Origin of the sequence: Spirosoma fluviale (assembly GCF_900230225.1) — a bacterium.
Lineage (GTDB): Bacteria > Bacteroidota > Bacteroidia > Cytophagales > Spirosomataceae > Spirosoma > Spirosoma fluviale.
The window spans coordinates 838,573-864,002 of the sequence record NZ_OCNH01000002.1 but is presented as its reverse complement, the minus strand read 5'-3'; the positions used below and the strand labels follow the sequence as shown (position 1 = coordinate 864,002).

General features: G+C 51.1%; 12 protein-coding genes. 8 read left to right on the top strand and 4 right to left on the bottom strand.

The features are described 5' to 3' along the window. Positions 1-43: 43 nt before the first annotated feature. Positions 44-2,317 carry an alpha-L-rhamnosidase-related protein gene (locus tag CRO74_RS14225; RefSeq protein ID WP_097126708.1) on the top strand — a complete coding sequence of 758 codons (2,274 nt, stop codon included), beginning with the start codon at positions 44-46 and terminating at the stop codon, positions 2,315-2,317. Positions 2,318-3,004: 687 nt separating this feature from the next. Continuing rightward, positions 3,005-3,310, top strand: coding sequence for a hypothetical protein (locus CRO74_RS14220; RefSeq protein ID WP_097126707.1), 306 nt, complete (start codon positions 3,005-3,007; stop codon positions 3,308-3,310). Between the two features lie 111 nt (positions 3,311-3,421). On the opposite strand, the gene CRO74_RS14215 is transcribed toward CRO74_RS14220, so the two are convergent. Continuing rightward, complete coding sequence (locus CRO74_RS14215) at positions 3,422-5,638, bottom strand: penicillin acylase family protein (protein WP_097126706.1); 2,217 nt, start codon at positions 5,636-5,638, stop codon at positions 3,422-3,424. Between the two features lie 97 nt (positions 5,639-5,735). Continuing rightward, complete coding sequence (locus tag CRO74_RS14210; protein WP_097126705.1) at positions 5,736-7,316, bottom strand: amidase; 1,581 nt, start codon at positions 7,314-7,316, stop codon at positions 5,736-5,738. 247 nt (positions 7,317-7,563) lie between these two features. On the opposite strand from CRO74_RS14210, the gene CRO74_RS14205 reads away from it, so the two are divergent. The 6 genes from CRO74_RS14205 to CRO74_RS14180 all read left to right on the top strand — a co-directional run bounded on the left by CRO74_RS14205 (position 7,564) and on the right by CRO74_RS14180 (position 16,788). Beyond that, positions 7,564-8,121 carry an RNA polymerase sigma factor gene (locus CRO74_RS14205; RefSeq protein ID WP_097126704.1) on the top strand — a complete coding sequence of 186 codons (558 nt, stop codon included), beginning with the start codon at positions 7,564-7,566 and terminating at the stop codon, positions 8,119-8,121. Then, complete coding sequence (locus CRO74_RS14200; RefSeq protein WP_097126703.1) at positions 8,093-8,809, top strand: hypothetical protein; 717 nt, start codon at positions 8,093-8,095, stop codon at positions 8,807-8,809. The genes CRO74_RS14205 and CRO74_RS14200 overlap by 29 nt, the downstream gene beginning before the upstream one ends. A 56-nt stretch (positions 8,810-8,865) precedes the next feature. Then, positions 8,866-9,909, top strand: coding sequence for a hypothetical protein (locus CRO74_RS14195; RefSeq protein ID WP_144035918.1), 1,044 nt, complete (start codon positions 8,866-8,868; stop codon positions 9,907-9,909). A 128-nt stretch (positions 9,910-10,037) separates the two neighbouring features. Continuing rightward, entirely contained in the window at positions 10,038-10,739 is a 702-nt protein-coding gene (locus CRO74_RS14190) for a hypothetical protein (protein ID WP_097126701.1), read from the top strand. 430 nt (positions 10,740-11,169) lie between these two features. After that, positions 11,170-13,737 (top strand): TonB-dependent receptor, encoded by a 2,568-nt coding sequence (locus CRO74_RS14185; protein WP_097126700.1) that lies wholly within the window; start codon positions 11,170-11,172, stop codon positions 13,735-13,737. A 189-nt stretch (positions 13,738-13,926) separates the two neighbouring features. Beyond that, on the top strand, positions 13,927-16,788 hold the full coding sequence (locus CRO74_RS14180) for a TonB-dependent receptor (RefSeq protein WP_097126699.1): 2,862 nt from the start codon (positions 13,927-13,929) through the stop codon (positions 16,786-16,788). 160 nt (positions 16,789-16,948) lie between these two features. Here CRO74_RS14180 and rpoC read toward each other — a convergent pair whose 3' ends face one another. Continuing rightward, positions 16,949-21,316 (bottom strand): DNA-directed RNA polymerase subunit beta', encoded by a 4,368-nt coding sequence (gene rpoC / locus CRO74_RS14175; protein WP_097126698.1) that lies wholly within the window; start codon positions 21,314-21,316, stop codon positions 16,949-16,951. A 109-nt stretch (positions 21,317-21,425) separates the two neighbouring features. Beyond that, a complete protein-coding gene (gene rpoB / locus CRO74_RS14170; RefSeq protein WP_097126697.1) occupies positions 21,426-25,295 on the bottom strand; it encodes a DNA-directed RNA polymerase subunit beta in 3,870 nt (1,289 codons plus the stop codon). Between the last annotated feature and the right edge of the window lie 135 nt (positions 25,296-25,430).

Sequence of the window (25,430 nt, the reverse complement as noted above, 5' to 3'; positions counted from 1 at the left end):
AAAAGATGTCCATTGTGTAGATTTACGCGAACAACCCGACTCCATGCGCTACGTTTTCTTTTTGGGGCTGCTGGCGGCTAGCCTGACCAATTTCGCTCAAACGGCTCCCACCACCCTACGAACCGATCTGTTGCTCCATACCGACAAGGTGTGGAGCAATGGCTTTTTAACGAACTACACCCTCGACGGTGCCGATTCGGCCGCGTTTGCCGGGCAACTGGCCCTGATTCGCAGCGCCCGCCCTTCCTTTAGCTGGGTGCTTTCCACTACCGGAGCAACGAGTCGGCAAACGGCGTACCGGGTTGTTCTGTCTTCCAGCCGGAAAAATAGTCAGGTGAATGTGGGCGACGTCTGGGATTCCGGAAAAGTGATGAGCAGTCAAAGCGTGGGCGTCCTTTTGCCCGCTGCCCGAAAACTGGACACCAGCCGAATTTATTTCTGGAAAGTCAAGGTCTGGGATGAGCGAAACGTTGAAGGTGCGTTCTCCCAACCTAAAGCGTTCCGGACAGCTCCGAGCCTGACCGACTACGAAACGCCCTTCTACCCGCTGGTCAAAACTGAAGAAGCGCCCCGTTCACAACGCACGCTGGCCGGACAACAGATCGTCTATGACTTCGGTAAAGACGCTTTTGGGCAAGTTCTCCTGACCGTTACGGCCGCTACGGAATCGGATACGCTCCTTGTGCGCCTGGGCGAAGCCGTTACAGCAGCGGGCCACGTCAACGAAAAACCATCGGGTACGCTCCGGTACCGGCAGATTCCCGTACCGTTACAAAAAGGGACGCACCGCTACGCCCTTCAGTTCAAACCGGATAAGCGCAACACCGGTCCCAAAGCCATTTTAATGCCCGATTATATCGGCGAAGTGCTGCCATTCCGCTACGTCGAACTGGCATCGAATCCGGGCAGGCGGATTGAACAAGTCGTTCGGCAGGTCGTCACCTATCCGTTCGACGAGGCCGCCACGACGTTCACCAGCTCAGACTCGACCCTGAACCAGATCTGGGACCTTTGCAAACATACTATCAAAGCCACAACCTTCACCGGGTATTATGTAGATGGCGACCGCGAGCGGATTCCGTACGAAGCTGACGCCCTGCTCAACCAGCTTTCGCACTATGCTACCGATGCTGAATACAACATGGCCAAACGATCGCTGAACTACCTGGTTTTCCACGCCACCTGGCCCACCGAATGGTCGTTACAAAATGTACTGATTGCCTGGTACGACTACCTGTACTCCGGCGATTCACGCACCGTAGAAGCCCTCTACCCCGAACTAAAAGCTAAACTTCTTCTACCCCTCGCCCGACCGGATGGCCTCATCAGCACCCGAACGGGCCTGCAAACTCCCGAGTTCAAGAAGTCAATTCACTACGATACCTTCGACGGTCGGCCAACCATTCAGGACATTGTCGACTGGCCGCAGCAGGGCGTTTTGGGTCTTGGCAAGAAAGAAGCGGGCGAAACGGACGGTTTTGTTTTTACTGACTACAACGCCGTTGTCAACGCATTTCATTATCAGGGACTTGCCTTTATGGCGCAGTTAGCGAGCCGCCTGAGCAAAACCGACGACGCCACGCTATATACCAATCGCGCCAATCTTGTCAAGAAAGCCTTTCAGGCCACATTCATTGATCCCAAAACGGGGCTGGTACGTGACGGCGAAGGCACCAACCATGCCTCCCTTCATGCCAACATGATGGCGCTGGCCTTTGGGCTGGTTCCGGAAAAACAGCAGGCGCATGTGCTTGCCCATATGCGATCGCGGGGGATGGCGTGCAGCGTATATGGGTCACAGTTTCTGCTCGATGCGTTCTATAACGCCAACGAAAGCGCCCACGCACTGGCGTTGATGACCTCAACCGACGAACGTAGCTGGTACAACATGCTCCGGACGGGCTCCACCATGACGACCGAAGCCTGGGATACCCGCTACAAACCCAACCAGGACTGGAACCACGCCTGGGGCTCGGCACCGGCCAACATCATCGTCCGGAAGCTGATGGGCGTAGAACCCCTAACGCCTGCTTATGAAACCGTTCAGATAAAACCCCAACCCGATACATTACGGCAGGCCTCTCTGCAACTAGCCACTTTACGCGGACCCATTTCGGTAGCGTTCGACAACACGCCGGACCATTTTTTACTGCGCGCTACGCTACCCGCCAACACTAGCGGTGTCGTGTATCTGCCCCGTAAAAAAGCCAAAGATCAGGTATGGCAAAACGGTAGTCTGGTTAAGGCTATCGCCGAGGGAAATTTCTGGAAGATTATAGCTTTTAGCCCAGGTGCCTATAAATGGGAGGTGCGATGATGAATCTTTTCCGCCTTCTGACAGAAAACTCATCCTGCTAACTACCTTATTTCATGAAGGCAAGCTACTATTTGTAGCTATTCAGATTAGCCAATGGTATAATTACGCTACTAAATAAACCTACGGGATACAAATAAGTAACCATCCCACGAACGTTGATATCTTACTATCGAAGGAAAGCCGAACCCGGCTCGAACCGTTCTCCGGCGCGGGGGTACGATATCAGTCCATCAGCAAAGACATTACCGTCGACTTCCTGGCATTTTCCGACACGCCGAACAGCACCAGCGCCACGACTTACTCATATGGTAAAATAGTACCCAATATGCTGCCTGGTGCCCTGCTGAAATCCTAACATAACCACTCAACGGAAATTTAGGGCCATTTAATAGTAAACCAAAAAATCATACGTGAAAATATAAAACATTATAATGTTTTCATTTGTATTCCAAAAGAAGGTCCCTTCCGGCCAATTTTTAATAAGAGTTTCTGAAAGTATTTGTAAACAGTGTGTATCTGAAAAATATTGAATTTATCAACTTTCTATTTACATTATTACCAGATATTTGACAAAAAACGGGCAAAAGTAGCCGTTTATCGAAAATTTATCATTTACAACGTCTAATGAGCCAATATTGTCCTATTAACGAGGTAGGGAATCTCTAACTCAAGTGTTATTCAAAAACCATGAAGCTACTAACCAGTGCAAAGAGCCGCCCTGCCTTATCAACAATTTTCATATCTGCTAATGCCAGGGATACCAGCCAGATGCTGGATGAGCTATTGATTTTCAACGACGTAGAGGAGTCCACCCGTATTTCTGGCATCTCAACCCGATCATCGCGGTGGTTTTCTGAAAGCAGATTTCTGGGAGTTGATGAAGACAAACAACTGATGTATAGCCTGAACCGAAGCGAACATTATCTATTCACAACCATCGTTATCACAGGCCTGATCCTGATGGGTTCATTGCTGACGTGGCTGGTTGGCTGATAGCATTTCGATATAAACGTTTTTACCAGCCATCTATATCCGGCTTGCATTTCCACAAAAGAGGGCTAGACCAAGCATGATCTAACCCTCTTTGAGCTCAAATCCCTCCTCTTACTTCTCCCCCGGATGGTACGTTTTCTCAACGTGCTTCTGAATGTCTTCAGGGTAGAACAGTACATCTTTGAATTTTCCTTCACAGTAAAGCGGAGCCTGGTCGGTGAAGTGCTGCGTGCCGGGCTGGCTGCTTTGCCCACCCGTTACGACCGAGCGGGCTTTCACTTTCCTGCCAAACTCAACCACCGCCACGAAACTGTTGCCTACACTGCCGTAGCGTTTTTTGGTGCCGGGATAGGTTTTGGCCGCAAAAGCCGCCAGCGAACCCCAGGCCGAGGACGTGAAGCCAACAGGAATACTGGGCTTTAGGTCGTCATACGTTTCCTGAACTTTGCCGGTCAGTCGCTGGTAACGGTTGATGTCGCCCCAGGGCGTTTTCCAGGTACCAAAGTCGCGGGTAAGGTCGGCCAGGACATCGGCCAGGGCTTTCACTTTTTCCTGTGGTGAGGTGCTACTAATAGTGTAGGCCGTGAGCGACAGGTTATCGAATTGCTGATCGCCAGCCGCGCGGCTCCGGGCCAGTCGCTGTATTTTTTCGCCCCAGAAAATGGCCAACGTTTGTCCAACCGACGCTTTGCCGTACGACTTGTCCCAGCTTTTCAACACGCCGATGGCTTCGGCAAGGTCTTTCGACTGGTTCGCGGCATCGGCCGAAACGGTTTGGTAAGCGGCCAGCAAAGGAGGCAGCAGTTCATCGAATGCGGCCAGATGTGGATCGTTAGCAGCCGCAATCAGCGTGTCGAGGGTAAATAGTTTTTTCTCACTCAGGACGCGGGCGGCATTAATACCCCGGTAGTTCTGGGCATCAGGAGCCATGTAGGCAGGGTACTTGCTCTTGTCGGGGCTGCTGCTGCCCGAGACCGTAAAGGGCGTAGCGTTACAGTTCTGAATCCAGCCGGTGGCCGGGTTGCGGACCTGCACGATTTCATCGACGGCGTGCAGCCCTTTCCAGTCCGTTTCGGGATTACTGCCATCTACCGGTTCTTCCCAATCGAACTTAGGGTCGCGCTTGGGCATAAAATTACCATGCCAGTAGGCAATTGTCCCGTTTTTATCGGCGAAGATGGTGTTGTTGGAGGCATTGCCGTTGAGCTTCATTACCTCTTTGAAGCTATCATAACCCGTAGCCTTCGTCCGCAAATACGACTGCGAGAGCGCATTCAAAGGTGTGTTCATCATGTCGATGGCAATCCATTTCCCGTCTTTCTCCCCCGCAATGGGGCCGTGCTGGGTGAAATACATGGTAAAGTCCTTGTACTGCATCCCGCTGGCCGTTTTGTAGGGAATCCGCACGTTTTGAGTACGCACCGGCTTGAGGTCTTTGCCATGCTTGTAATACAGGGCATTACCTTTCTTCTCGATGGTTTCCAGATACTCGTCCATCGAATCCGCATAGCTGGTGGTGTGCATCCAGCCGCAGTTTTCGTTGAATCCCTGATAGATGAAGAACTGCCCCCAGGTCACGGCCCCGTACGCATTCAGTTTTTCCTGGCTAACCATATGCACCTCCGAGCGGAAGTAGAAAGACGTGTGCGGATTGATCAGCAGCAGCGCATTTTTCGTCGCACTTTTAGCGGGAGCAATCGCAAAGCCGTTGGAACCAATGGACTCACGTTCGTAGTGGTCATTATAATCAACGTAAGACGTTGACTTACGTTGCTCATAGAACGCTTTGAGCCGCTCGGTGGACACCACGCTGATATTTCCGCCAATGCTGCCTTCGCTGAACATGAGCGGCATCCAGGGTTGAAAACGCTTCAGGAGCCGGGGCTTCACCTCCGGGTGCGTGTGTAGGTAGTAGTTGGACCCATCGGCAAAAGCGTCCAGCAGGCTTTTCATCCACAGCGGACTTTTCTTATAGATAGCGATGGCCTGTGTTGTGTCCAGAAACAAACGCGCTCGTAAGTCGTGGTAAATCGCGGATTCTCCTTCTACTTCGGCCAGTCGCCCGGTAGAGGTGATGTAGTTTTCCTCCACCCGCCCGAAATCATCTTCGCACTGGGTGAACAGCAGCCCAAATACCACATCGGCATCCGTTTTTCCGTAGATGTGCGGAACGCCCCAGGTATCGCGGGTGATGGTCACCTGTTTGGCCTTTTGCTGCCAGCGGGCAATTTCGGCCTTGGTGAACGATTGAGCCTGGAGGGAAGGTCCGTTCAGGAGAATGAGTAGACTGAACAGGAAGCCGATTGGCTGTAACGGTGGTCGATTCATGGATGATTAAGTTGAATAGTTGTTTCGTCTGGGCCAAGCTCTGGCTTGGCCATTAGAATAGTAGCCGCACAGGCCAAGCTTGAGCTTGGCCCAGACATTATTGCCCGATTGCCCCAAACCGTTTGGGCGGCATACGGTGATGGGTTGCCTGTTCGTAGGCGTAAGCGAGCCGGATAAGGGTTGGCTCGTCAAAAATACGGCCCAGGAACTGGATACCCGCCGGTAAATCGCCAGTGGTGTAGCCCATAGGAACGGTGAACGCGGGCTGACCAGTGGCCGGAGCTACTAACTGGCTATTATCGCCTTTGTAGCCCTTCGCATCGCCAACCAGCGCGGGCGGGTAATTCCAGGTCGGGTATACCAGCGCATCGACCTTAAGCCGATTCATTTCGGCCTCAACACCTTTTCGGTACGCAATACGCAAGGGATCCGTGAACGGGTCGCCACAGGGAATTTCGGGGTGACGCGCGCGACCCGAATGGGTTTGCTGGTACGTTAGCCGGTCGCGCACAATATCTGAGTAGCCGCCGATACGGATAATATCCTCCAGTGTTTTGAGCGTATCGCGCTTCACGAAGGTTTGCAGATAATTTTCTATGTCGGTTCTGAACTCGGGGCACGACTGGTTGGCCCGCAGCGAATCGAATTCCGGAATGGTTACGTCGATGATTTCGGCACCCGCACGAGCCATGTCCGCTAACGCGTTGTCGAAAAGCTGTTTGATTTCCGGGTGAACATTCTTGTCGCTGAGTTGACGCATGACACCAATCCGGGCTCCTTTCAGGCCATCTTTCCGCAAAAACTGGCTGTAACTTTTCGGCACTTTTCCGTGACTGTTCTTGGTGATCGGATCTTTGGGGTCGTACCCGGCCGTAACGTCCAGCAGCCGCACCGCGTCCTCCACCGTCCGACACATTGGCCCGCCCACATCATTGCGGGTATACAGCGGAATAATGCCATATCGACTCACCAGCCCCAGCGATGTCCGCAACCCCACCAGAGCATTATGCGACGATGGCCCGCGAATGGAGTTGCCCGTATCGGAGCCCAAGCCAACCGCGCCGAGATTTGCCGCAACCGCTGCCGCCGTTCCCCCACTCGATCCGGCGGGTACATACGCCAGGTTATAGGGATTCAACGTTTCGCCCAGTATGGAACTCTGCGAATGCATGGGTGTGAAGGCCCATTCTGCCATATTGGATTTCGCCAGAATAATGGCTCCTGCTTCGCGCAGTTTCTTTACCTGATACGCATCCTCGGTAGGTGCAAAGCCTTTGAGGGCAATGGAGCCGCCGGTGGTTTGCAGGCCTTTGGTGTTGTAGTTGTCTTTAACAATCACCGGAATCCCGTGCAGGGGCCGCAGTTTACCGGTCTTCTTAAACTCAGCATCCAGCGCACGGGCCGTGGCTATGGCTTCCGGATTGATGCTAACGATGGCATTGAGGTGGGTAGGCTGATCATACGTTTTGATGCGCTCCAGATAGGCGTGCACCAGTTGCTCACTTGAGAGTGAATCGGCCCGGTAAGCCCGGTGAATATCGCTGATGGTTGTTTCGAGCAGGTCGAAGGATTTGGCTGGTTTTTGCTGGGCCTGAGCGGATAACCTCAGGGCCGGACTAAGCAAGATGAGAAAGGAACAGAACTGTAAAAACTGAATCAGGCGGATACGTTGTACCATGCAGGTTGTAGGGAAGTGTAATCGTAGGGTAAAAATAAACTTTCCTGCTTGCATTAAGCCAATAAAGGGCTATTTGATTTGTATTTGTTTCGTTTCTATGAGAAGCTGCGGAATTAATGTAAAGTGCATTCGGAAGTAACAGGCAGGAGAAAATCGGTTTCTGACACTTTTTTTCTGAGCCAGGCAACCCTTTTACCCAACCCGGCATTTCTGTCATTGTAACTATCTCTTTTGGCGAGGTTCATCTATGTCGAAGCAACTCATCGAGCAATGTAAACAGGGCAACACCTTTGCCCAGAAACGTCTGTTCGATCAGTACGCCAATCGACTGTACCGGGTTAGCCTCCGTTATATCCGCCATGAACCCGACGCCGAAGAAGTACTGATGAATGCCTTTCTTAAAGCCTTCCGCGCCATCCACGATTTTACCTACCGCGACGACCCGGGTCTGGAAGCCTGGCTCCGACGCATTGTTGTCAATGAGGCTTTACAGCATTTAAGGGCGAATCGGCATCTACCGGTTTTCCTGACCGATGATGCAGGCGATCAGCAGCCTGCTCTAGAACCGTTGCCGGATATGGGACTGGATGCCGAACGAATTTATGCTCTGATTCAGGAATTGCCGCCCGGTTATCGAACGGTGTTTAATCTCTACGCCATAGAAGGCTACACCCACCGTGAAATAGCCCAGCAACTTCATATCTCCGAAAACACCTCAAAATCGCAACTGAGTAAAGCACGCGCTTTGCTGCAAACCTGGTTACTACAAAACGGCTATGAAGCAGAAACCCGACGAATCTCTTGACCAGTGGGTCCGGCATACGCTCAGCCAGTTGCCCGATTCGCCACCACCCGGTTCGTCGTTCGACCCGGAACGGTTGTGGGGTCAACTGAACCCTAAGCTGGCAACGGCTCCTGCGCGGAGAAAGATAGGAATGGCTTGGTGGATAGCCGCAGCCTGCTTGGCGGGAGTAACGTTAAGCGGGTACTGGCTGACTCAACGGGTTGACAGCCGAACTGACGTTGCTGTACATCAACCCCGCCAACTCAAACCGGACGTACCCTTATTACGACCAGAACCGGCGTCTTCTGTAGCCAGTAGGGAAGCTTATTTCTCGAAAAAAGAGCGCCATCCGGCAACGTCCCGAAGCGACACCCATCGGCCCGACAGCCCGCAAGCGGAAGCAACGACGCCATCAACCGAACCGTTGGCCCTATCTGTCTTACCAGCCGAATTGCCCCTTTTAACTAACGAATTACCCGGCGAGGAAAAACAGCCCGACTTGAATAAGCGAACGGCAACAGCTTCTACACCGAAACGACGATTCAACGTTGTTCACGCCAACGAACTGCGCGCCGAAGAAGAGACACGGCCAAAGCTTTATCCTGCCGAAAACTTCGTTAGAATTGGTACAGGTGAGCGGACCGAATCCATATCCGATGAAAGTCGACCAGCCCTTACACTCCCATTAACTCATAAACCAAACCAATAATCATGCGCTTATTTTGTCTGATCACTGTGCTTCTTCTGAGCATAGTTGGGACCGCTATGTCCCAATCATCTACAAACTCACACTTAATGCTGCCGGGTGCTAAACGGAAATTCATCGGCCTCAGTCACATTGAAGTCGACCTGGGTCAGAAAAATACCCTGATCATCGGATTTGATCGATTTGCGCAGGTACAGGCACGACCCAATGTGGATTCTGTACTACGGCTGTTTGTTGCCGACTTCCGAAAGGTAGACGATTCAACACAAAGCTCAACCCGGGCAACTCATGCCCTGTTTAAGCTCGGCGAAACCGACCGATCCCTGGTCTTCCGCCATACGCCCGAGTCAACCACGGCCTTTCGGTTCAGCGAAGGCGATGAACCAATACTGTTAAAAACCCGTCAGGATACGCTTCAGGTTGTTTGGGTATCGTCAGTATTACAGGCTACGCCCGATGATTTTAGTGTGTATCTGTTGATCAATAACCTGCATGATATTGACCGTCTTTTGCGTAACGGCGGTGTCAATCAAAAGCTACAGACGGCACTCGAATCGGTACGACAGTATAAAGGACACGATTTAACGAGTCCTAAAATGGCGTTTAACGTCATTCAGAACTCCGATGCAAAAGCTACTTTCCTGGCACCCGGACTGGCCCGTAGCCCGTTTCTCAGCATACAGCCAGGCATTGGCGTCGGTCTGATCCGGGGCCAATGGGCGTCGTCATTCAATCTGGATCTTCAATTCATTCCCAGCCGATTTCATCGAATTAGCTACGGTGTTGGATACACATCAAATTTCTTTTTTAGTCAGCAAACTCCCGATGGTGCTCTTCAGGCATTCAGAAACGATTTCCTTAATGTGGGGGTAGCTTTTTACCGTAGCCATAAGGAGAGTCGGGGCACGGCCTTCGATCGTCAGCTTGCTTCGTTTTACGTAGGTATTCCCGTTTATCGGCGGGGTGGTTATTTCAGCTCGAACACCATTCGTTTAGGTGGTACAGTGTACCAAAACGGGCTCTTTAAAGTCCAACCGGAAATGTATATGAATGGCTTTTTCAGGAAAGTATCACCCGGATTACGAGTCGTTGTGGGGTTCTGATTATGTTTGTGTTACCCCTTTTTAGTCAGCGGTTTATTGTGTATATTTACCTCCCCAATTACCAATAAACAACCATACTAATGAGCTGGATTCTGGCCTGAAAACCAACGTCCGGCAACTCAATCAGAATGAAGAAAGGACGCTCCAATCCGAATCAGCTCCAGATTGATTTTCTGGCGGCTTTTCGCCAAATGCTCATCAGTCTTGGCAACGCCGAGAACCTTCCCGTTAACGAAAGTCTGTTCATGCAGATGACGGATCAGTGGGAGAATACGCGTGCCATGCCTGCTGATTTACTGTTCACCAAAAGCCCCATTGAAGCCATCGTTTTCCGGCTTCAGAAGATAGACGCCGATACCGAAGCCAACCAACTGCGTTTCCCGAACGAGTTGATCGCCGGGGAGATTCGCGGAGAGAAAGGACTGACCGGCTTCTCGGCTAAGTTTCGGGAGCAGGGCTGGATCATTTTACCGGCGGAACTGTCGGCGATGTACAAAAATCTGTTTCTGAACATTCTGGCCGCTTCCATCGGGCTCGAACACCTCTACCCGGTCCGTAAGGAATTGCTGGTTGAAGCCGAGCGTGTAGCGCTGGCAGCCCTCCTGCCTGAGAGTGAAGTGCGTAAGTTTTTCGGTCTGCGGTTGTCTCGTTTCCCGGACAGTTTCCGCAGTGAAGTATCAAACTATTTTAACCTGCCTTTCGATTATGTCCTGAAACGGGCAAACCATCTGGGCATGGTGTCGGAGCAGGTAATCGAAGAAGCACGTGCTGCTACGCAACCGCTGCGCTCGGCTGTATTACGTCGGCCACAAAGTAGCCGCGCGGCCTAACACAAACTTCTTAATAGTCTTTTTAGTCGGTTCGGTACTTTATGTATTGAACCGACTTTTTTTGTATCAGATAAAATGATAATATAACTATCAGAATTTTCCTACAATACCCCTTCTTTGAACATAGCTATCTATCAACCACTTACTATTACCCCTATTCTCTATAGACTTGTACAAATCAAATAGTCGCATTTCATCAATGCAACGTTGTGATACAATTTATTGACCCTTTCCAAGATACTATTGATTCCTGGCAAGATAATAAACCAATTCGGTCGATTTTATATAAAGCTATTTGGAAGTCAGAAAAACAAGGTGCTGTTTTGCATAACCTATTAATTCAATAGACTATAAGTACTAATAGTCTATCTACAACCGGGAGAATAGGGAGTATGCTTCGGCACCTCATTTTATACGCCAACAAGTTTAAATGAAACGAATTTTAACATCCACTTTTCTAATCGGGGCCTTCCTACTACCCCTGCTTCTATCCGCTCAAAATGCCCCTGTCATTAACGCAACGATAACTGGTAGAGTTATTGACGCTCGCACTGAAAAAAGCCTGATTGGCGCAACAGTTGTTATTAAAGGGACAACAAACGGGGGAGCTACTAATCAAAATGGTCAGTTCACATTGCTTACTGGCCAAAAACTTCCCTTTGTTGTGACGGTATCGTACCTGGGTTATCAGACACAGGAAGTGGTTCTGAGCAACGATAATGTAGAAATCAGACTCGAAGAAGGCACCAATCAGCTAGCAGATGTGGTAATCACTTCCCGGCGTCGGCAGGAGTCGGCTCAGGATGTACCCATTCCGATCACGGTCGTTAGTGGCGTTCGCGCCGAAGATGCCGGTGCATTCAACGTAAACCGGCTGAAAGAGCTAGTTCCGAGTGTACAGCTTTACTCGTCTAATGCCCGGAACACGACGCTCAACATTCGTGGATTGGGTTCGAGCTTCGGGCTTACCAACGATGGCATCGACCCCGGTGTTGGATTTTACGTAGACGGCGTGTATTATGCCCGTCCGGCCGCAACGTCACTCGATTTTATTGACATTGAACAGGTCGAAGTACTTCGTGGGCCACAGGGAACATTGTTTGGTAAAAACACCACCGCCGGTGCCTTTAACATTACGACCCGCGCCCCAAGCTTTCAGCCCGGTGCCAGCTTCGAAGTGAGCTATGGTAACCTAAACTACATTCAGGCTAAAGCCTCGCTGACCGGACCGATCAGCAAAAAACTGGCCGTTAGAGCCTCTTTTTCGGGGACTCAGCGCGACGGAACCATCTACAACATTACTACGCTAAAGCCAACCAATACACTGAATAACCTGGGCTACCGGGGGCAACTACTCTATACGCCATCCGATAAAGTGAAGATTACCCTGGCAGGCGACAACTCCCGCCAGCGTCCCGATGGCTATGCAACGGTGGTTGCTGGTGTTGTCACAACAAAACGAGCCGCTTATCGGCAGTTCAACAATATTATTGCCGATCTGGGGTATAAACTCCCGAGCACCAACCCATTCGACCGCGTTACGGATACGGATACCCCCTGGCGGTCAAACAACGATTTTGGTGGTGTTTCGGTAAACGTCGATGCCAAGATCGGCAGCGGCACCCTGACGGCAACAACGGCTTACCGCTACTGGGTTTGGGACCCTTCCAACGACCGGGATTTTACCGGACTTCCGGTGTTGACCAAGTCGCAGGGGAACTCGCGGCATGCCCAATGGACACAGGAAATTCGGTACGCGGGTCAGTTTTCGTCGAAGCTTAGTGGTGTTTTTGGCGTATTCTTTATCGATCAGGACCTGAAATCGGACCCGGTTCAGACGGAAGAATCAGGCTCGGCGCAGTGGCGGTTCTCGCAGAGTTCGACTAGTGCTTTATGGAAAACGCCGGGGCTTTTCGATGGCTTTGGCACCAAAACGACATCACGGCTCAAGACCATCGGCGCGGCCGTGTTTGGCCAGATCGACTGGGCTATCACCGACAAGTGGCACTTATTACCGGGGATCCGCTTCAACTACGATAAGAAAGACGTCGACTACAAGCGCGAAACTTATGGCGGTCTGCAAACGACCGACCCTGCTCTGATTGCGCTCAAGAACGCTATCTACACGAATCAGGCATTCGCATTTGGCGTTGAGGACAATAATTTCTCAGGGCAGGTAACCCTTGCTTACCGGGCTAGCAAACGGTTTAATGCTTACGCCACCTATGCGAACAGCTACAAGCCGGTTGGGGTAAATCTGGGGGGGCTTCCAACAGCAAACGGTGCTGTATTGATTGATTTGGCCAAAGTAAAACCTGAATACGTCACCCATTACGAGCTTGGTGTAAAAACCAAACCGACGCCGAGTTCAACCTTTAATGTGACGGTCTACAATACCGAAATTAAAGATTACCAGACGCAGGTTCAAACCGCTGAAGTGGGCGTAAACAGAGGGTATCTTGCGAATGCCGAGAAAGTGCGGGTACAGGGGGTTGAAATTGATGGAAACCTCCGGGTGAACAACCGTTTCTCAATAAACGGAGCCGTTTCTTATACCGACGGTAAGTACGTTTCCTTCAAGAATGCTCCTGTTCCACTGGAAGAGACGGGTGGCGAGTCAGCGTTCAAGGATATTTCCGGTGGTGCACTGCCGGGCATCTCCAAATGGTCGGGCTCGCTGGGTGGCGAGGTTTCTGGTAACGGCAAGTTATTAAATCAGGATGGCCGGTTCTTCCTGGCGGTCGATGGCTATTACCGTTCTTCGTTCTCTTCGAGCGCATCGCCCTCAGCTTTCCTGAATATCGACGGCTATACGCTGCTGAACGCGCGGGTTGGCTTCCGTGCCTCAAATGGTGTGTCGATCCTGTTATGGTCCCGAAATCTTACGAACAAGGATTACTTTGAACAACTACTGCCCGCAGCTGGTAATGCCGGTCAGTACGCGGCTGTACTGGGCGATCCCAGAACGTACGGCACTACATTACGGTACACATTTTAACGACACGCATGGGTCAGGTAAGCAGACAGAAGTGGAGAAAAAGCTAATCCAAACACTTTCTGAATTCCGTAACCTGTGCCAGATTATAAGTTATTAAGTTAATGAAAGCTGTGTACGCTAATTTTACTTAGCGTACACAGCTTTGTATTTTTTTAGTATCTGTATCCAACTTTTACCAGAAACTCAACTATGAAACATCATTTTTTACTCTCATTATTGTGGTTGCTTGGCCCCTTATCATCCTGGGCGCAGACCAATATGGCGGGGCTAGTTACCGACGAAAAGGACCAACCCCTGGCCGGTGTTACAATTATTATTCGGGGCACCAACACAGGCACCATTACCCAGGCCAATGGGCGATTTTCCCTTCAAACCAGTGAATCGCTACCGTTAACGATAACCGCTTCCTTCATTGGCTATAAACGCCAGGATATCGTTGTGCGGGGAAACAACTTCCGTAGTCTTGCTATTCGGCTAACAGAAGAAGCGATTCTGACGGATGAGGTAGTTGTATCGGCGAGTCGCGTACCGGAAGACATTCAGAAAGCCGCCGTAACCGTTGAGAAGCTGGGCGCAAGGCAGTTTCAGCAGTCACCGGCAACGAGTCCGTTCGATGCGTTGCAGAATGTGAAAGGCGTCGACTTACTCACCCAAAGCCTGACATTCAAGTCCGTTAACCTGCGTGGTTTTGGCGCTAACAATAACAACCGTTTTCTGCAATTGACCGATGGGATGGACAATCGCTCGCCAGGTCTCGGCTTTGGTTTTGGCAACGTAGCCGGTGTTTCCGATCTGGATGTGGAGAGCATCGAATTGATCCCGGGTGCTTCGTCGGCGTTATACGGCCCGGATGCGCTTCAGGGGTTGATGCTCACCACAAGCAAAAATCCGTTTACCTATCAGGGCTTGAGTGTTCAGCTAAAAGTTGGCGCCAACAACTTCGGCAAAGGGAGCTTCGGGCCGAAAGGCTACGGCGACATCGCCATCCGGTATGCGAAACAGCTGGGTGCCCGGTTCGCTGTTAAAGTCAATTTTCAGCGGCTTAGCGGTACGGATTTCATTGCCGATGATTACAGCGATCGGTCAACCCGCGCCCGCGCCAATTTTTTCACGACTGACCCTTCGCGGGGCGGTTTGGCGACCGGCATTGGGTTTGTTCCCAACAACGATCCAAATACAAATTTTCAGTACGACGGGGTTAATATATACGGCGATGATATCAATGCGGGCGGGGCGTTTAGTTTCCCGGCCAATTATGCGAATGTACTGTTGCAAAATAAGCTCGTAACCCGAACCGGCTATACCGAGCTGGATGTGTTGGGTAACAACGGCAAGGTCTTTAACAACCGCGCCAACGTATCCCTGCATTACAAGCTCCCCCGTAATATGGAAGCGTCGCTGGGCTGGTACTACGGCAATGGCAATTTCATTCGTACCGCTGGCTTTCGGGAGTATTTTCCGGATTACCAGCGGCACCAGTTCAAAGCCGAAGTGCGGGGCGATAACTTCTTTGTACGGGCCTACACAACCCAGCAGCAGGCTGAAGGCTGGAATATAGGTCAGACGGCGGCCGCCATCAACAACAGCTGGAAATCATTAAACCAGTGGGCCGCTGAATTTGGCCAGGCTTACGTAGAAAACAAAGTTAGCATAGGCGAAGCCCGCAATACCGCCGACCGGGGCCGCTTCCTGCCCGGCTCGGACCGATTCAACCTTGTTCGGGACGCGTTTGCCAACACTTACAATACTGACACCGTACCCGGCTACAAAGGCGCCAGAGGAACCCGGTTCCGCGACAACTCTGCTATGTGGCACTATGAAGGCATGTACAATTTCACGAAAGCGCTCAACAATGTAGCCGAGGTGATTGCAGGGGGCAGCATCCGTCATTACGTGCTGAACACAGGCGGAACCGCCGTAACATTGAAAGCGGATGGTTCGGAATACACCATTAACGAATACGGAGCGTATGTGCAGGCGGCCAAAGAACTAAAAATAAGCACCTTGTTAACGGTAAAACCAACAGTCGCTATTCGGTACGACAAGAACCAGTATTTTAAGGGTGGCTTCACCCCTCGCGCATCGGCTGTGGTGAGCGTTGGGCCGCATAATTTCCGTGGCTCCTGGCAATCGGCCTTCCGAAACCCATCGCCCGGACAACTATTTGCCGTTCCGGCCACCGGTAGAGGGGGCGATGTGGGTGGTTCGCAACTGGCGGCTGAGTCGGCACAACTCTTTTCAAACCCGGCTTATCTGGACAGCGATGTCAGGGATTTTTCGGCCGGGCGTCTATCGGAAGCGCAGCTTCGTACCAGGGCTTACAATCCGGCAAACTTCACCACGGAGAAGATAAAGACGTGGGAGGTTGGCTACAAAACGTTGATCCAGAACCGACTTTATGTCGACGCTTTCTATTTCCACAGCAAATACACGGATTTCATTGCCGCGCAGAGCTTTTACCAACCTACGAATGGGCAGATTTCTGACTTCTCGTCAAACGCCTATCGGACACTACAAATCAACTTCAACAACTTCAACGAGATTTTCGTGAATGGCTGGGGAATCGGGTCGGAGTACGGTCTGGGGCGGGGATTCACCATCAGCGGCAACTACGCTTATCAAGTGGGTACTGTTACGCTACGCGATGCCCAGGGGAACGTAATCAACGACAATGCAGGAAACCCGATCATAAAACGAAAGATGAGCAATCCGGAAGTTTCACAGAAGGGGCGTAACTTCTTTATCTCGCCGGAAAACCGCTACAACATTACCCTAAGCAACTCGCGCTTGACAGACCGGCTGGGAGCTACCCTCACCTATCGCTGGACAGACAGAATGTGGGTTGAGCAAGGTACAACGGCCGGTGACATCTGGTTGCCCTCCTGGACCAGTTTAGACGCCCAGGTTTCGTACAAAGTACCCACCTTCAAATCGGTCGTGAAGCTGGGTGGGACTAATATCCTGAACCAATATTACGCTCAGGGGTATGGCCTGGCCCGTATCGGTGGGTTATATTATCTGAGCATTACGTTTGATGAGCTACTGCGATGATGTAGTCCCGATCGTCGGCCCGGCGACCGGCCCGGTCGGCCGGGTATCCGGTTGAAAGTATCAGCCGACCGGGCCGGTCGCCGGGCCGACGATCGGTATTACAAACAAAAAGCCCCAACCATTGCTGGTTGGGGCTTTTGCATTTACTATGTCTAAACGGTTAGACCGTAGCTTTCTTTTTGCTGCGGGCGTACTGTTCGCGTGATTCGGTGATCGTTTCCAGTTCTTCCTTCGAACCGACGATCGCGCTTTGGTAGCGACGAAGGCCTGTACCAGCAGGAATCAGGTGACCAACAATTACGTTCTCTTTCAGACCGTCAAGTACGTCGCGCTTACCACGAATTGAGGCTTCGCTCAGTACTTTCGTCGTTTCCTGGAAGGAAGCGGCCGAGATGAAGCTGTCTGTACCCAAAGACGACTGCGTGATACCCATCAGTGTTGGTTGCGAAACGGCAGCCATGGCGTCACGAACGGTCACAAGGGCCAGATCACGACGTTTCAAGCTGGAGTTCTCATCCCGAAGCTGACGGCTCGTCAAAATCTGACCGGGTTTAACGTTTGGTGAATCACCAGCGTCCATAACCACTTTAGCGTCAAGAACTTTGTCGTTTTCCTCACGGAACGACCACTTATCTACCACCTGACCTTCGAGGAAGTTGGTATCGCCCGAGTCGATGATTTCAACTTTCTGCATCATCTGCCGAACAATGGCTTCGATGTGCTTATCGTTGATCTTCACGCCTTGCAGACGGTATACTTCCTGAATTTCATTTACCAGATATTCCTGAACAGCCGTTGGGCCTTTAATCGCCAGAATGTCGCTTGGCGTAATGGCACCGTCAGACAGCGGAGCACCAGCCCGTACGAAGTCATTGTCCTGAACCAGGATAAACTTCGACAGTGGGACGAGGTACTTCTTCTTCGTTCCGTCTCTCGACTCGATGAAGATTTCGCGGTTACCACGTTTGATCGCACCGTAAGTTACAACGCCATCAATTTCACTAACGACAGCCGGGTTCGACGGGTTACGGGCTTCGAACAATTCCGTTACCCGTGGCAGACCACCCGTGATGTCACGAGTTTTACCCACGTTACGCGGAATTTTCGCCAGTGGCTGGCCAGCTTTAATTTTCTGGCCTTCCTTCACAACCAGACGCGAGCCAACCGGTAAGTTGTAGCTTTTCTGGAGTGGTCCACCTTCGTTATCGGGCAGGTGCAACGTCAACGTTGTCGTGCCTTGTACAATAATGGCTGGGTTCTTTGCCTTATCGCGGCTTTCGATGATCACTTTCTCCTGGAAGCCAGTCTGTTCATCGAACTCTTCACGATAGGTAATACCATCTTCGATAGCGTCGAAGTTCAGCGTACCGGTCAGTTCAGACAGGATAACGGCGTTATACGGATCCCAGGCGCAAATATCGTCGCCCTTTTTCACCATATCGCCATCTTTAACCCGCAGGAATGCACCATACGGTACGTTATTGCTGATGAGTACAATGCTCCGGTCACTCGGATTCACAATCCGAACTTCACCCGAACGACCCATTACGATCGTTTGCGCATTGCCTTCATTGTCTTCCGACTGAACCGTCCGCATCTCTTCAAGCTCGATCAGACCATCGAATTTAGCTTTGATCGACGCATCAACCGCGATGTTAGACGCCGTACCACCCACGTGGAAGGTACGAAGCGTTAGCTGTGTACCCGGCTCACCAATGGACTGCGAGGCAATAACACCCACAGCTTCACCTATGTCGACCATGCGGCCCGATGCAAGGTTACGGCCATAACACTTGGCGCAAACACCCTGACGCGATTCGCAGGTCAGTACCGAACGAATTTCGACTGTTTCAATGCTTGTCTCGTCAATCTGAGCAGCTACTTCTTCAGTGATCAACTCACCGGAAGCAAGGATCAGTAATGGTCTACCATCCTCACCCTTCAGCAGCGGATCATAAATATCGTGAACCGTAGTACGGCCCAGGATACGCTCTGACAGCGGCTCAACAATATCTTCGTTATCTTTCAGAGCCGACACTTGCAGACCGCGCAGCGTACCACAATCGTCTTCACTGATGATAACATCCTGGGCTACGTCGTGCAGACGACGGGTCAGGTAACCGGCATCGGCCGTTTTCAGAGCCGTATCGGCCAGACCTTTCCGCGCACCGTGGGTTGAGATAAAGTACTCCAACACGTCGAGACCTTCTTTGAAGTTCGACAGAATCGGGTTTTCAATGATCTCACCAACTGAACCCTGGAGGTTTTTCTGTGGCTTGGCCATCAGACCCCGCATACCACCCAACTGACGAATCTGCTCACGCGAACCACGGGCTCCCGAGTGCATCATCATGTAGATCGAGTTGAATCCACCCTGATCGGCTTCGAGCTGCTTCATCAGCGTCTCGGTCAAACGAGAGTTTACGCGCGTCCAGATGTCGATAACCTGGTTGTAGCGTTCGTTCTCCGTAATCAGACCCATCAGGTAGTTATCCCAAACAGCCTGTACTTCCGCTTTCGCTTCGTCGACAAGACCTTGTTTGGCTTCGGGAATCATAACGTCGCTCAAACCGATTGACAGACCACCCCGGAAGGCCATCTGGAAACCAAGTTCTTTGATCTCATCGAGGAACTGAGCCGTACGGGCACCACCCGAGATTTTGAAGATGAGCGCAATGATCTGCTGAAGCTTTTTCTTCGTCAGCAGTTCGTTGATATAACCCACTTCTTCTGGAACAGCCTGGTTGAACAACAACCGACCTGCTACGGTGTCAATGACTTTATAAACCAGCTCACCATTCTCATCCCGAACTTTCACCCGGCATTTGATATTGGCGTGCTTGGAAACTTTACCTTCATTGATACCGATAATAACCTCTTCCGTACCGTAGAACGTCATGCCTTCACCCACAATCGGGTACTCAGGAATGCTCTTACGTCCTTTTGTTACGTAGTACAGGCCTAATACCATGTCCTGCGAGGGTACCGTGATCGGTGCACCGTTGGCAGGGTTCAGGATATTGTGCGACGCCAGCATCAGCAGCGACGCTTCAAGGACAGCTTCCTGGCCCAGCGGCACGTGAACGGCCATCTGGTCACCGTCAAAGTCAGCGTTAAAGGCGGTACAAACGAGTGGGTGCAACTGAATAGCTTTACCCTCGATCAGTTTCGGCTGGAATGCCTGGATACCCAGACGGTGAAGCGTTGGAGCCCGGTTCAGCAGAACAGGGTGGCCTTTAAGAACGTTTTCCAGAATGTCCCAGATAACGGGGTCTTTCCGGTCAACAATTTTCTTGGCCGACTTCACGGTTTTAACGATACCACGCTCAATCAGTTTGCGAATAACAAACGGCTTGAACAATTCGGCAGCCATGTCTTTCGGCAGACCACATTCATGGAGTTTCAGTTCAGGACCAACTACAATAACCGAACGACCAGAATAGTCGACACGCTTACCGAGCAGGTTTTGACGGAAACGACCTTGCTTACCCTTCAGCATGTCGGACAACGACTTCAGGGCACGGTTACCTTCCGAACGAACGGCGTTTACTTTCCGTGAGTTGTCGAACAGCGAATCGACAGCTTCCTGCAACATCCGTTTTTCGTTACGGAGAATTACTTCGGGAGCCTTGATTTCGATAAGACGCTTCAGACGGTTGTTCCGAATAATAACCCGACGATACAGGTCATTCAAATCAGACGTAGCAAAACGACCACCATCCAGGGGGACGAGCGGACGCAGTTCGGGAGGAATAACCGGTACCATTTTGATCACCATCCACTCGGGGCGGTTCTCGATACGACCGTTCGCTTCCCGGAATGCTTCAACGACTTTAAGGCGTTTCAGCGCTTCTGCTTTCCGTTGTTGTGATGTATCCGTTGCAGCAGCGTGACGGAGCGAGTAAGACAGTTCGTCCAGCTCAACCCGCGACAGCAACATCTCCAGTGCTTCAGCCCCCATCTTGGCGATGAATTTATTCGGGTCTTTGTCGTCAAGATGCTGGTTGCTGCTTGGCAGTTTGTCAATAATATCCAGGTACTCGTCTTCCGTTAGGAAGTCAAGCTGGTTAATACCATCTTCTGCTTTTACGCCGGGCTGTACAACAACATAGCGTTCGTAGTAGATGACCTGGTCAAGTTTTTTGGTCGAAAGGCCCAGCAGATAACCAATTTTGTTTGGTAAGCTGCGGAAATACCAGATATGCGCAACGGGCACCACCAGTTCGATGTGGCCCATACGCTCCCGGCGTACCTTCTTCTCGGTTACTTCAACACCACAGCGATCGCAGATAATGCCTTTGTAGCGAATCCGCTTGTATTTACCGCAGTGACATTCCCAGTCCTTCACAGGCCCGAAAATGCGCTCGCAGAACAAGCCGCCCATTTCGGGTTTGTAGGTCCGGTAGTTGATCGTCTCCGGCTGTGTTACCTCGCCGTAGGAACTCTCCAAAATAGACTCCGGCGATGCCAGACTGATCGTCACGCTGGCAAAGTCGCTATTGAGCTTTTTGTTCTTTTTGAACGACATTGGTTGGAGATTATAGGTTAAAACGAGAAGTGAGGAGTTAGGAGCGAGAAGCAAGGAGTTATTGCTGATGCATTACTCCTCACTCCTCACTCCTCGCTCCTAACTCCTATTATTCAAGTGTAATTTCAAGTGCAAGACCGCGCAACTCGTGAACGAGTACGTTGAACGACTCCGGAATGTTTGGCTTCGGCAGGTTCTCACCTTTCACGATAGCCTCGTATGCCTTCGCACGACCAACAACGTCATCCGATTTAACCGTCAGGATTTCCTGCAGGATGTTCGAAGCACCGAAAGCTTCCAGTGCCCATACTTCCATCTCACCGAAACGCTGACCACCAAACTGCGCTTTACCACCCAGCGGCTGCTGTGTAATGAGCGAGTAAGGTCCGATCGAACGGGCGTGCATCTTATCGTCGACCAAGTGGCCAAGTTTAAGCATGTAGATGATCCCTACGGTTACCGGCTGGTCAAAACGATCACCCGTCAATCCGTTGTAGAGGTACGTACGGCCGAATGAAGGCAAACCAGCCTCATCCAACTCATCAGCTACTTGTTGCTCCGTTGCGCCGTCAAAAATTGGCGTTGCATATTTCCGATCCAGTTTCTGACCAGCCCAGGCCAGTACCGTTTCATAGATCTGTCCGAGGTTCATCCGGGAAGGTACACCAAGCGGGTTCAGTACGATGTCGACTTTCGTTCCATCTTCCAGGAACGGCATATCTTCATCACGTACAATCCGGGCAACCACCCCTTTGTTACCGTGACGTCCAGCCATCTTATCCCCTACTTTCAGCTTCCGCTTCTTGGCGATATAGACTTTGGCAAGCTTCACGATACCGGCTGGCAGTTCGTCACCAACTTCGAGGGTAAACCGCTCACGCTTGAACCGACCCGTGATTTCGCTACGACGATTGTTATAGCTTTTCACCAGTTCGACAACCATCAGGTTTACTTTCTCGTCGTCTGTCCAACTTTCGAGGTTCATGTCCGACAACAGATTGGCTTCTTCCGGCACAGCGTAGCTGCTTTCATCGCGGTAGGCATTGCGATCCGGGAAGAGGTTTTCCGTAATGTTCTTACGGCTGAACTTCACACCTTTACTCACAATCTCGTCGCCAAACTTATGTTTGACGCCCGCGCTGGTTTTACCGTCCAGTAAGCCGACCAGTTTCTCGATCATACGCGCACGGAAGTCATTCAACTCACGGCCGTATTTTTTCATCAGTGCTTTAACCTCGTCTTTGTGCTTACCCCGATCTTCTTTGGCCGGACGCGCAAACAACTTGGTATCAATCACGACACCTTTGAGGGATGGCGGTGCTTTTTTGGATGCATCTTTCACATCACCGGCTTTATCGCCGAAGATAGCACGGAGAAGTTTTTCTTCCGGTGTCGGATCGCTTTCGCCTTTCGGTGTAATCTTACCGATCAGGATATCGCCTTCCTTCACTTCCGTACCTACGCGAACGATACCGTTCTCATCGAGGTTACGAACCGTTTCTTCGCTTACGTTCGGAATTTCGGAGGTTAATTCCTCTTCGCCCCGTTTGGTATCACGAACTTCCAGTTCAAACTCTTCGATGTGAATCGACGTAAAGATATCTTCACGCACAACGCGCTCCGAGATCACGATAGCATCCTCAAAGTTGTATCCCTGCCAGGGCATGAACGCTACTTTCATGTTCCGGCCAAGGGCCAATTCACCAGCCTGTGTGGCATAGCCTTCGCACAATACATCGCCTTTCTTCACCCGCTGCCCTTTCAGTACAGTTGGTTTAATGTTGATGCAGGTGTCCTGGTTGGTCCGACGGAATTTAATGAGGTTGTACGTTTTCCGATCTTCGTCGAACGTAACCGCCATCTGATCTTCGTCGAGGTTGTACTTAACAATGATTTTTGTCGCGTCAACAAACTCAATAACACCATCGGCTTCAGCAATAACCAGCGTCCGTGAGTCAACAGCCACACGACCTTCCAAGCCGGTACCCACGATTGGGGCTTCGGGACGAAGCAGTGGTACTGCCTGACGCTGCATGTTCGAACCCATCAGGGCACGGTTAGCATCGTCGTGCTCAAGGAACGGAATCATGGAAGCCGCCACCGACACAATCTGGTTCGGAGCAATGTCCATGAAGGTTACGTTGGCAGGCTCAGCCATTGGGAAGTCACCTTCAAAACGGGCTTTCAGGCGATCTACCTGGAAGTTGCCTTTTTTGTCGATGCCAGCGTTGGCCTGTGCAATGTAGTGGGTATCTTCTTCTTCGGCCGTCAGATACATGACCGGCTTATCCATCGATACCTTTCCGTTTTCAATGATCCGGTATGGCGTCTCGATGAAGCCCATGCTGTTAATTTTAGCATAGACACACAGCGACGAAATCAGACCGATATTGGGGCCTTCCGGGGTTTCGATAGTACACAGACGACCATAGTGCGTGTAGTGTACGTCACGAACTTCGAAACCAGCCCGCTCACGTGATAGACCACCGGGTCCGAGTGCCGACATACGACGCTTGTGCGTCACTTCGGCCAGCGGATTGGTCTGGTCCATAAACTGCGACAGCTGGTTGGTACCGAAGAACGAGTTAATGACCGACGAAAGTGTCCGGGCATTGATCAGGTCAACGGGTTTGAAATCCTCGTTGTCCCGTACGTTCATCCGTTCCTTGATCGTCCGGGCCATACGAGCCAGACCGACACCAAACTGTGCATATAATTGCTCCCCTACTGTCCGAACACGTCGGTTGCTGAGGTGGTCAATGTCATCGACAACGGCCTTTGAGTTAATCAGACCAATCAGGTACTTCACAATCGACACAATGTCTTCTGTAGTTAGTACTTTCATGTCCGACGAAATGTCGAGACCGAGTTTTTTATTGATCCGGTAACGGCCTACATCACCCAGGTCATACCGCTTGTCCGAGAAGAACAAGCTTTGAATGATCTCCCGAGCGGTTTGCTCGTCAGGTGCATCAGCGTTCCGGAGCTGCCGGTAGATTTGCTCCACAGCCTCTTTTTCAGAGTTAGAGCTATCTTTTTGCAGCGTGTTGTAAATGATGTTGTAATCGGCCATGTTCATGTCTTCCTTATGCAGGATAACTGATTTCTGACCTGATTCCGTAATTACATCAATGTCATCTGCCGAGATGGCCGAGTCTCGCTCCAAGAGCACCTCGTTCCGGCTGATCGACACTACTTCGCCCGTATCCTCATCCACAAAGTCTTCCGTCCACGTGCGCAGTACCCGAGCCGCTAACCGACGGCCAATGGCCTTTTTCAGGTTGGCAGGCGTTGCCGGTACTTCTTCTGATAAACCGAACAAGTCCAGAATGTCTTTATCCGAACCGAAGCCAATAGCCCGTAACAGCGTTGTAACCGGGAATTTCTTTTTCCGGTCGATGTACGCATACATGACATTGTTGACGTCGGTCGAGAATTCAATCCATGAGCCTTTAAATGGAATAATCCGCGCTGAATACAGCTTGGTACCATTCGTGTGTTTACTCATCGAAAAGAACACACCTGGCGAACGGTGCAATTGAGAAACAATCACACGTTCGGCCCCGTTAATGACGAACGAGCCTTTCTCGGTCATATACGGAATGTTCCCTAAGAACACCTCCTGTTCAATTGTCTCAAAGTCCTCGTTGTCGGGGTCATTGTTTGTCAGACGCAGTTTGGCTTTCAAAGGCACCGAATACGTCAAACCCCGGTCAATAGACTCGTCAACCGAGTATTTCGGGGGATCAACCAGATAGTCGATGAACTCCAGCTTGAAGTTTTCACGGGAGTCTGAAATGGGGAAATTTTCCTGGAATACCTTGAACAAGCCTTCCTCCGACCGTTGGTTGGAGGGAGTGTCAAGCTGGAAAAAATCTTTGAAGGATTTTACTTGAATATCCAGAAAGTCTGGATACCCAATCACTGGCTGAATCGTCGCAAAATTTTTGCGTGTACTGATTTTCGCGTTTGTCGCCAAGATTGTGCTTCGTTTAGTTGCGTAACCGATTCTCAATGAGTGCGTTGCGAAGATTTGCCACGGCACTCGGACTAAGCGGCTATTCAGGCTCCGGGTGTCACCCGACCCAAGGAGCGTAAATAGACAACATAAGGC

Coding starts and splice junctions, on each gene's coding strand:
- CRO74_RS14225 (WP_097126708.1), top strand. CDS start 44: ATGCGCTACGTTTTCTTTTTGGGGCTGCTGGCGGCTAGCCTGACCAAT.
- CRO74_RS14215 (WP_097126706.1), bottom strand. CDS start 5,638: ATGAATCGACCACCGTTACAGCCAATCGGCTTCCTGTTCAGTCTACTC.
- CRO74_RS14220 (WP_097126707.1), top strand. CDS start 3,005: ATGAAGCTACTAACCAGTGCAAAGAGCCGCCCTGCCTTATCAACAATT.
- CRO74_RS14190 (WP_097126701.1), top strand. CDS start 10,038: ATGAAGAAAGGACGCTCCAATCCGAATCAGCTCCAGATTGATTTTCTG.
- CRO74_RS14200 (WP_097126703.1), top strand. CDS start 8,093: ATGAAGCAGAAACCCGACGAATCTCTTGACCAGTGGGTCCGGCATACG.
- CRO74_RS14210 (WP_097126705.1), bottom strand. CDS start 7,316: ATGGTACAACGTATCCGCCTGATTCAGTTTTTACAGTTCTGTTCCTTT.
- CRO74_RS14180 (WP_097126699.1), top strand. CDS start 13,927: ATGAAACATCATTTTTTACTCTCATTATTGTGGTTGCTTGGCCCCTTA.
- CRO74_RS14195 (WP_144035918.1), top strand. CDS start 8,866: ATGTCCCAATCATCTACAAACTCACACTTAATGCTGCCGGGTGCTAAA.
- rpoC (WP_097126698.1), bottom strand. CDS start 21,316: ATGTCGTTCAAAAAGAACAAAAAGCTCAATAGCGACTTTGCCAGCGTG.
- CRO74_RS14185 (WP_097126700.1), top strand. CDS start 11,170: ATGAAACGAATTTTAACATCCACTTTTCTAATCGGGGCCTTCCTACTA.
- CRO74_RS14205 (WP_097126704.1), top strand. CDS start 7,564: ATGTCGAAGCAACTCATCGAGCAATGTAAACAGGGCAACACCTTTGCC.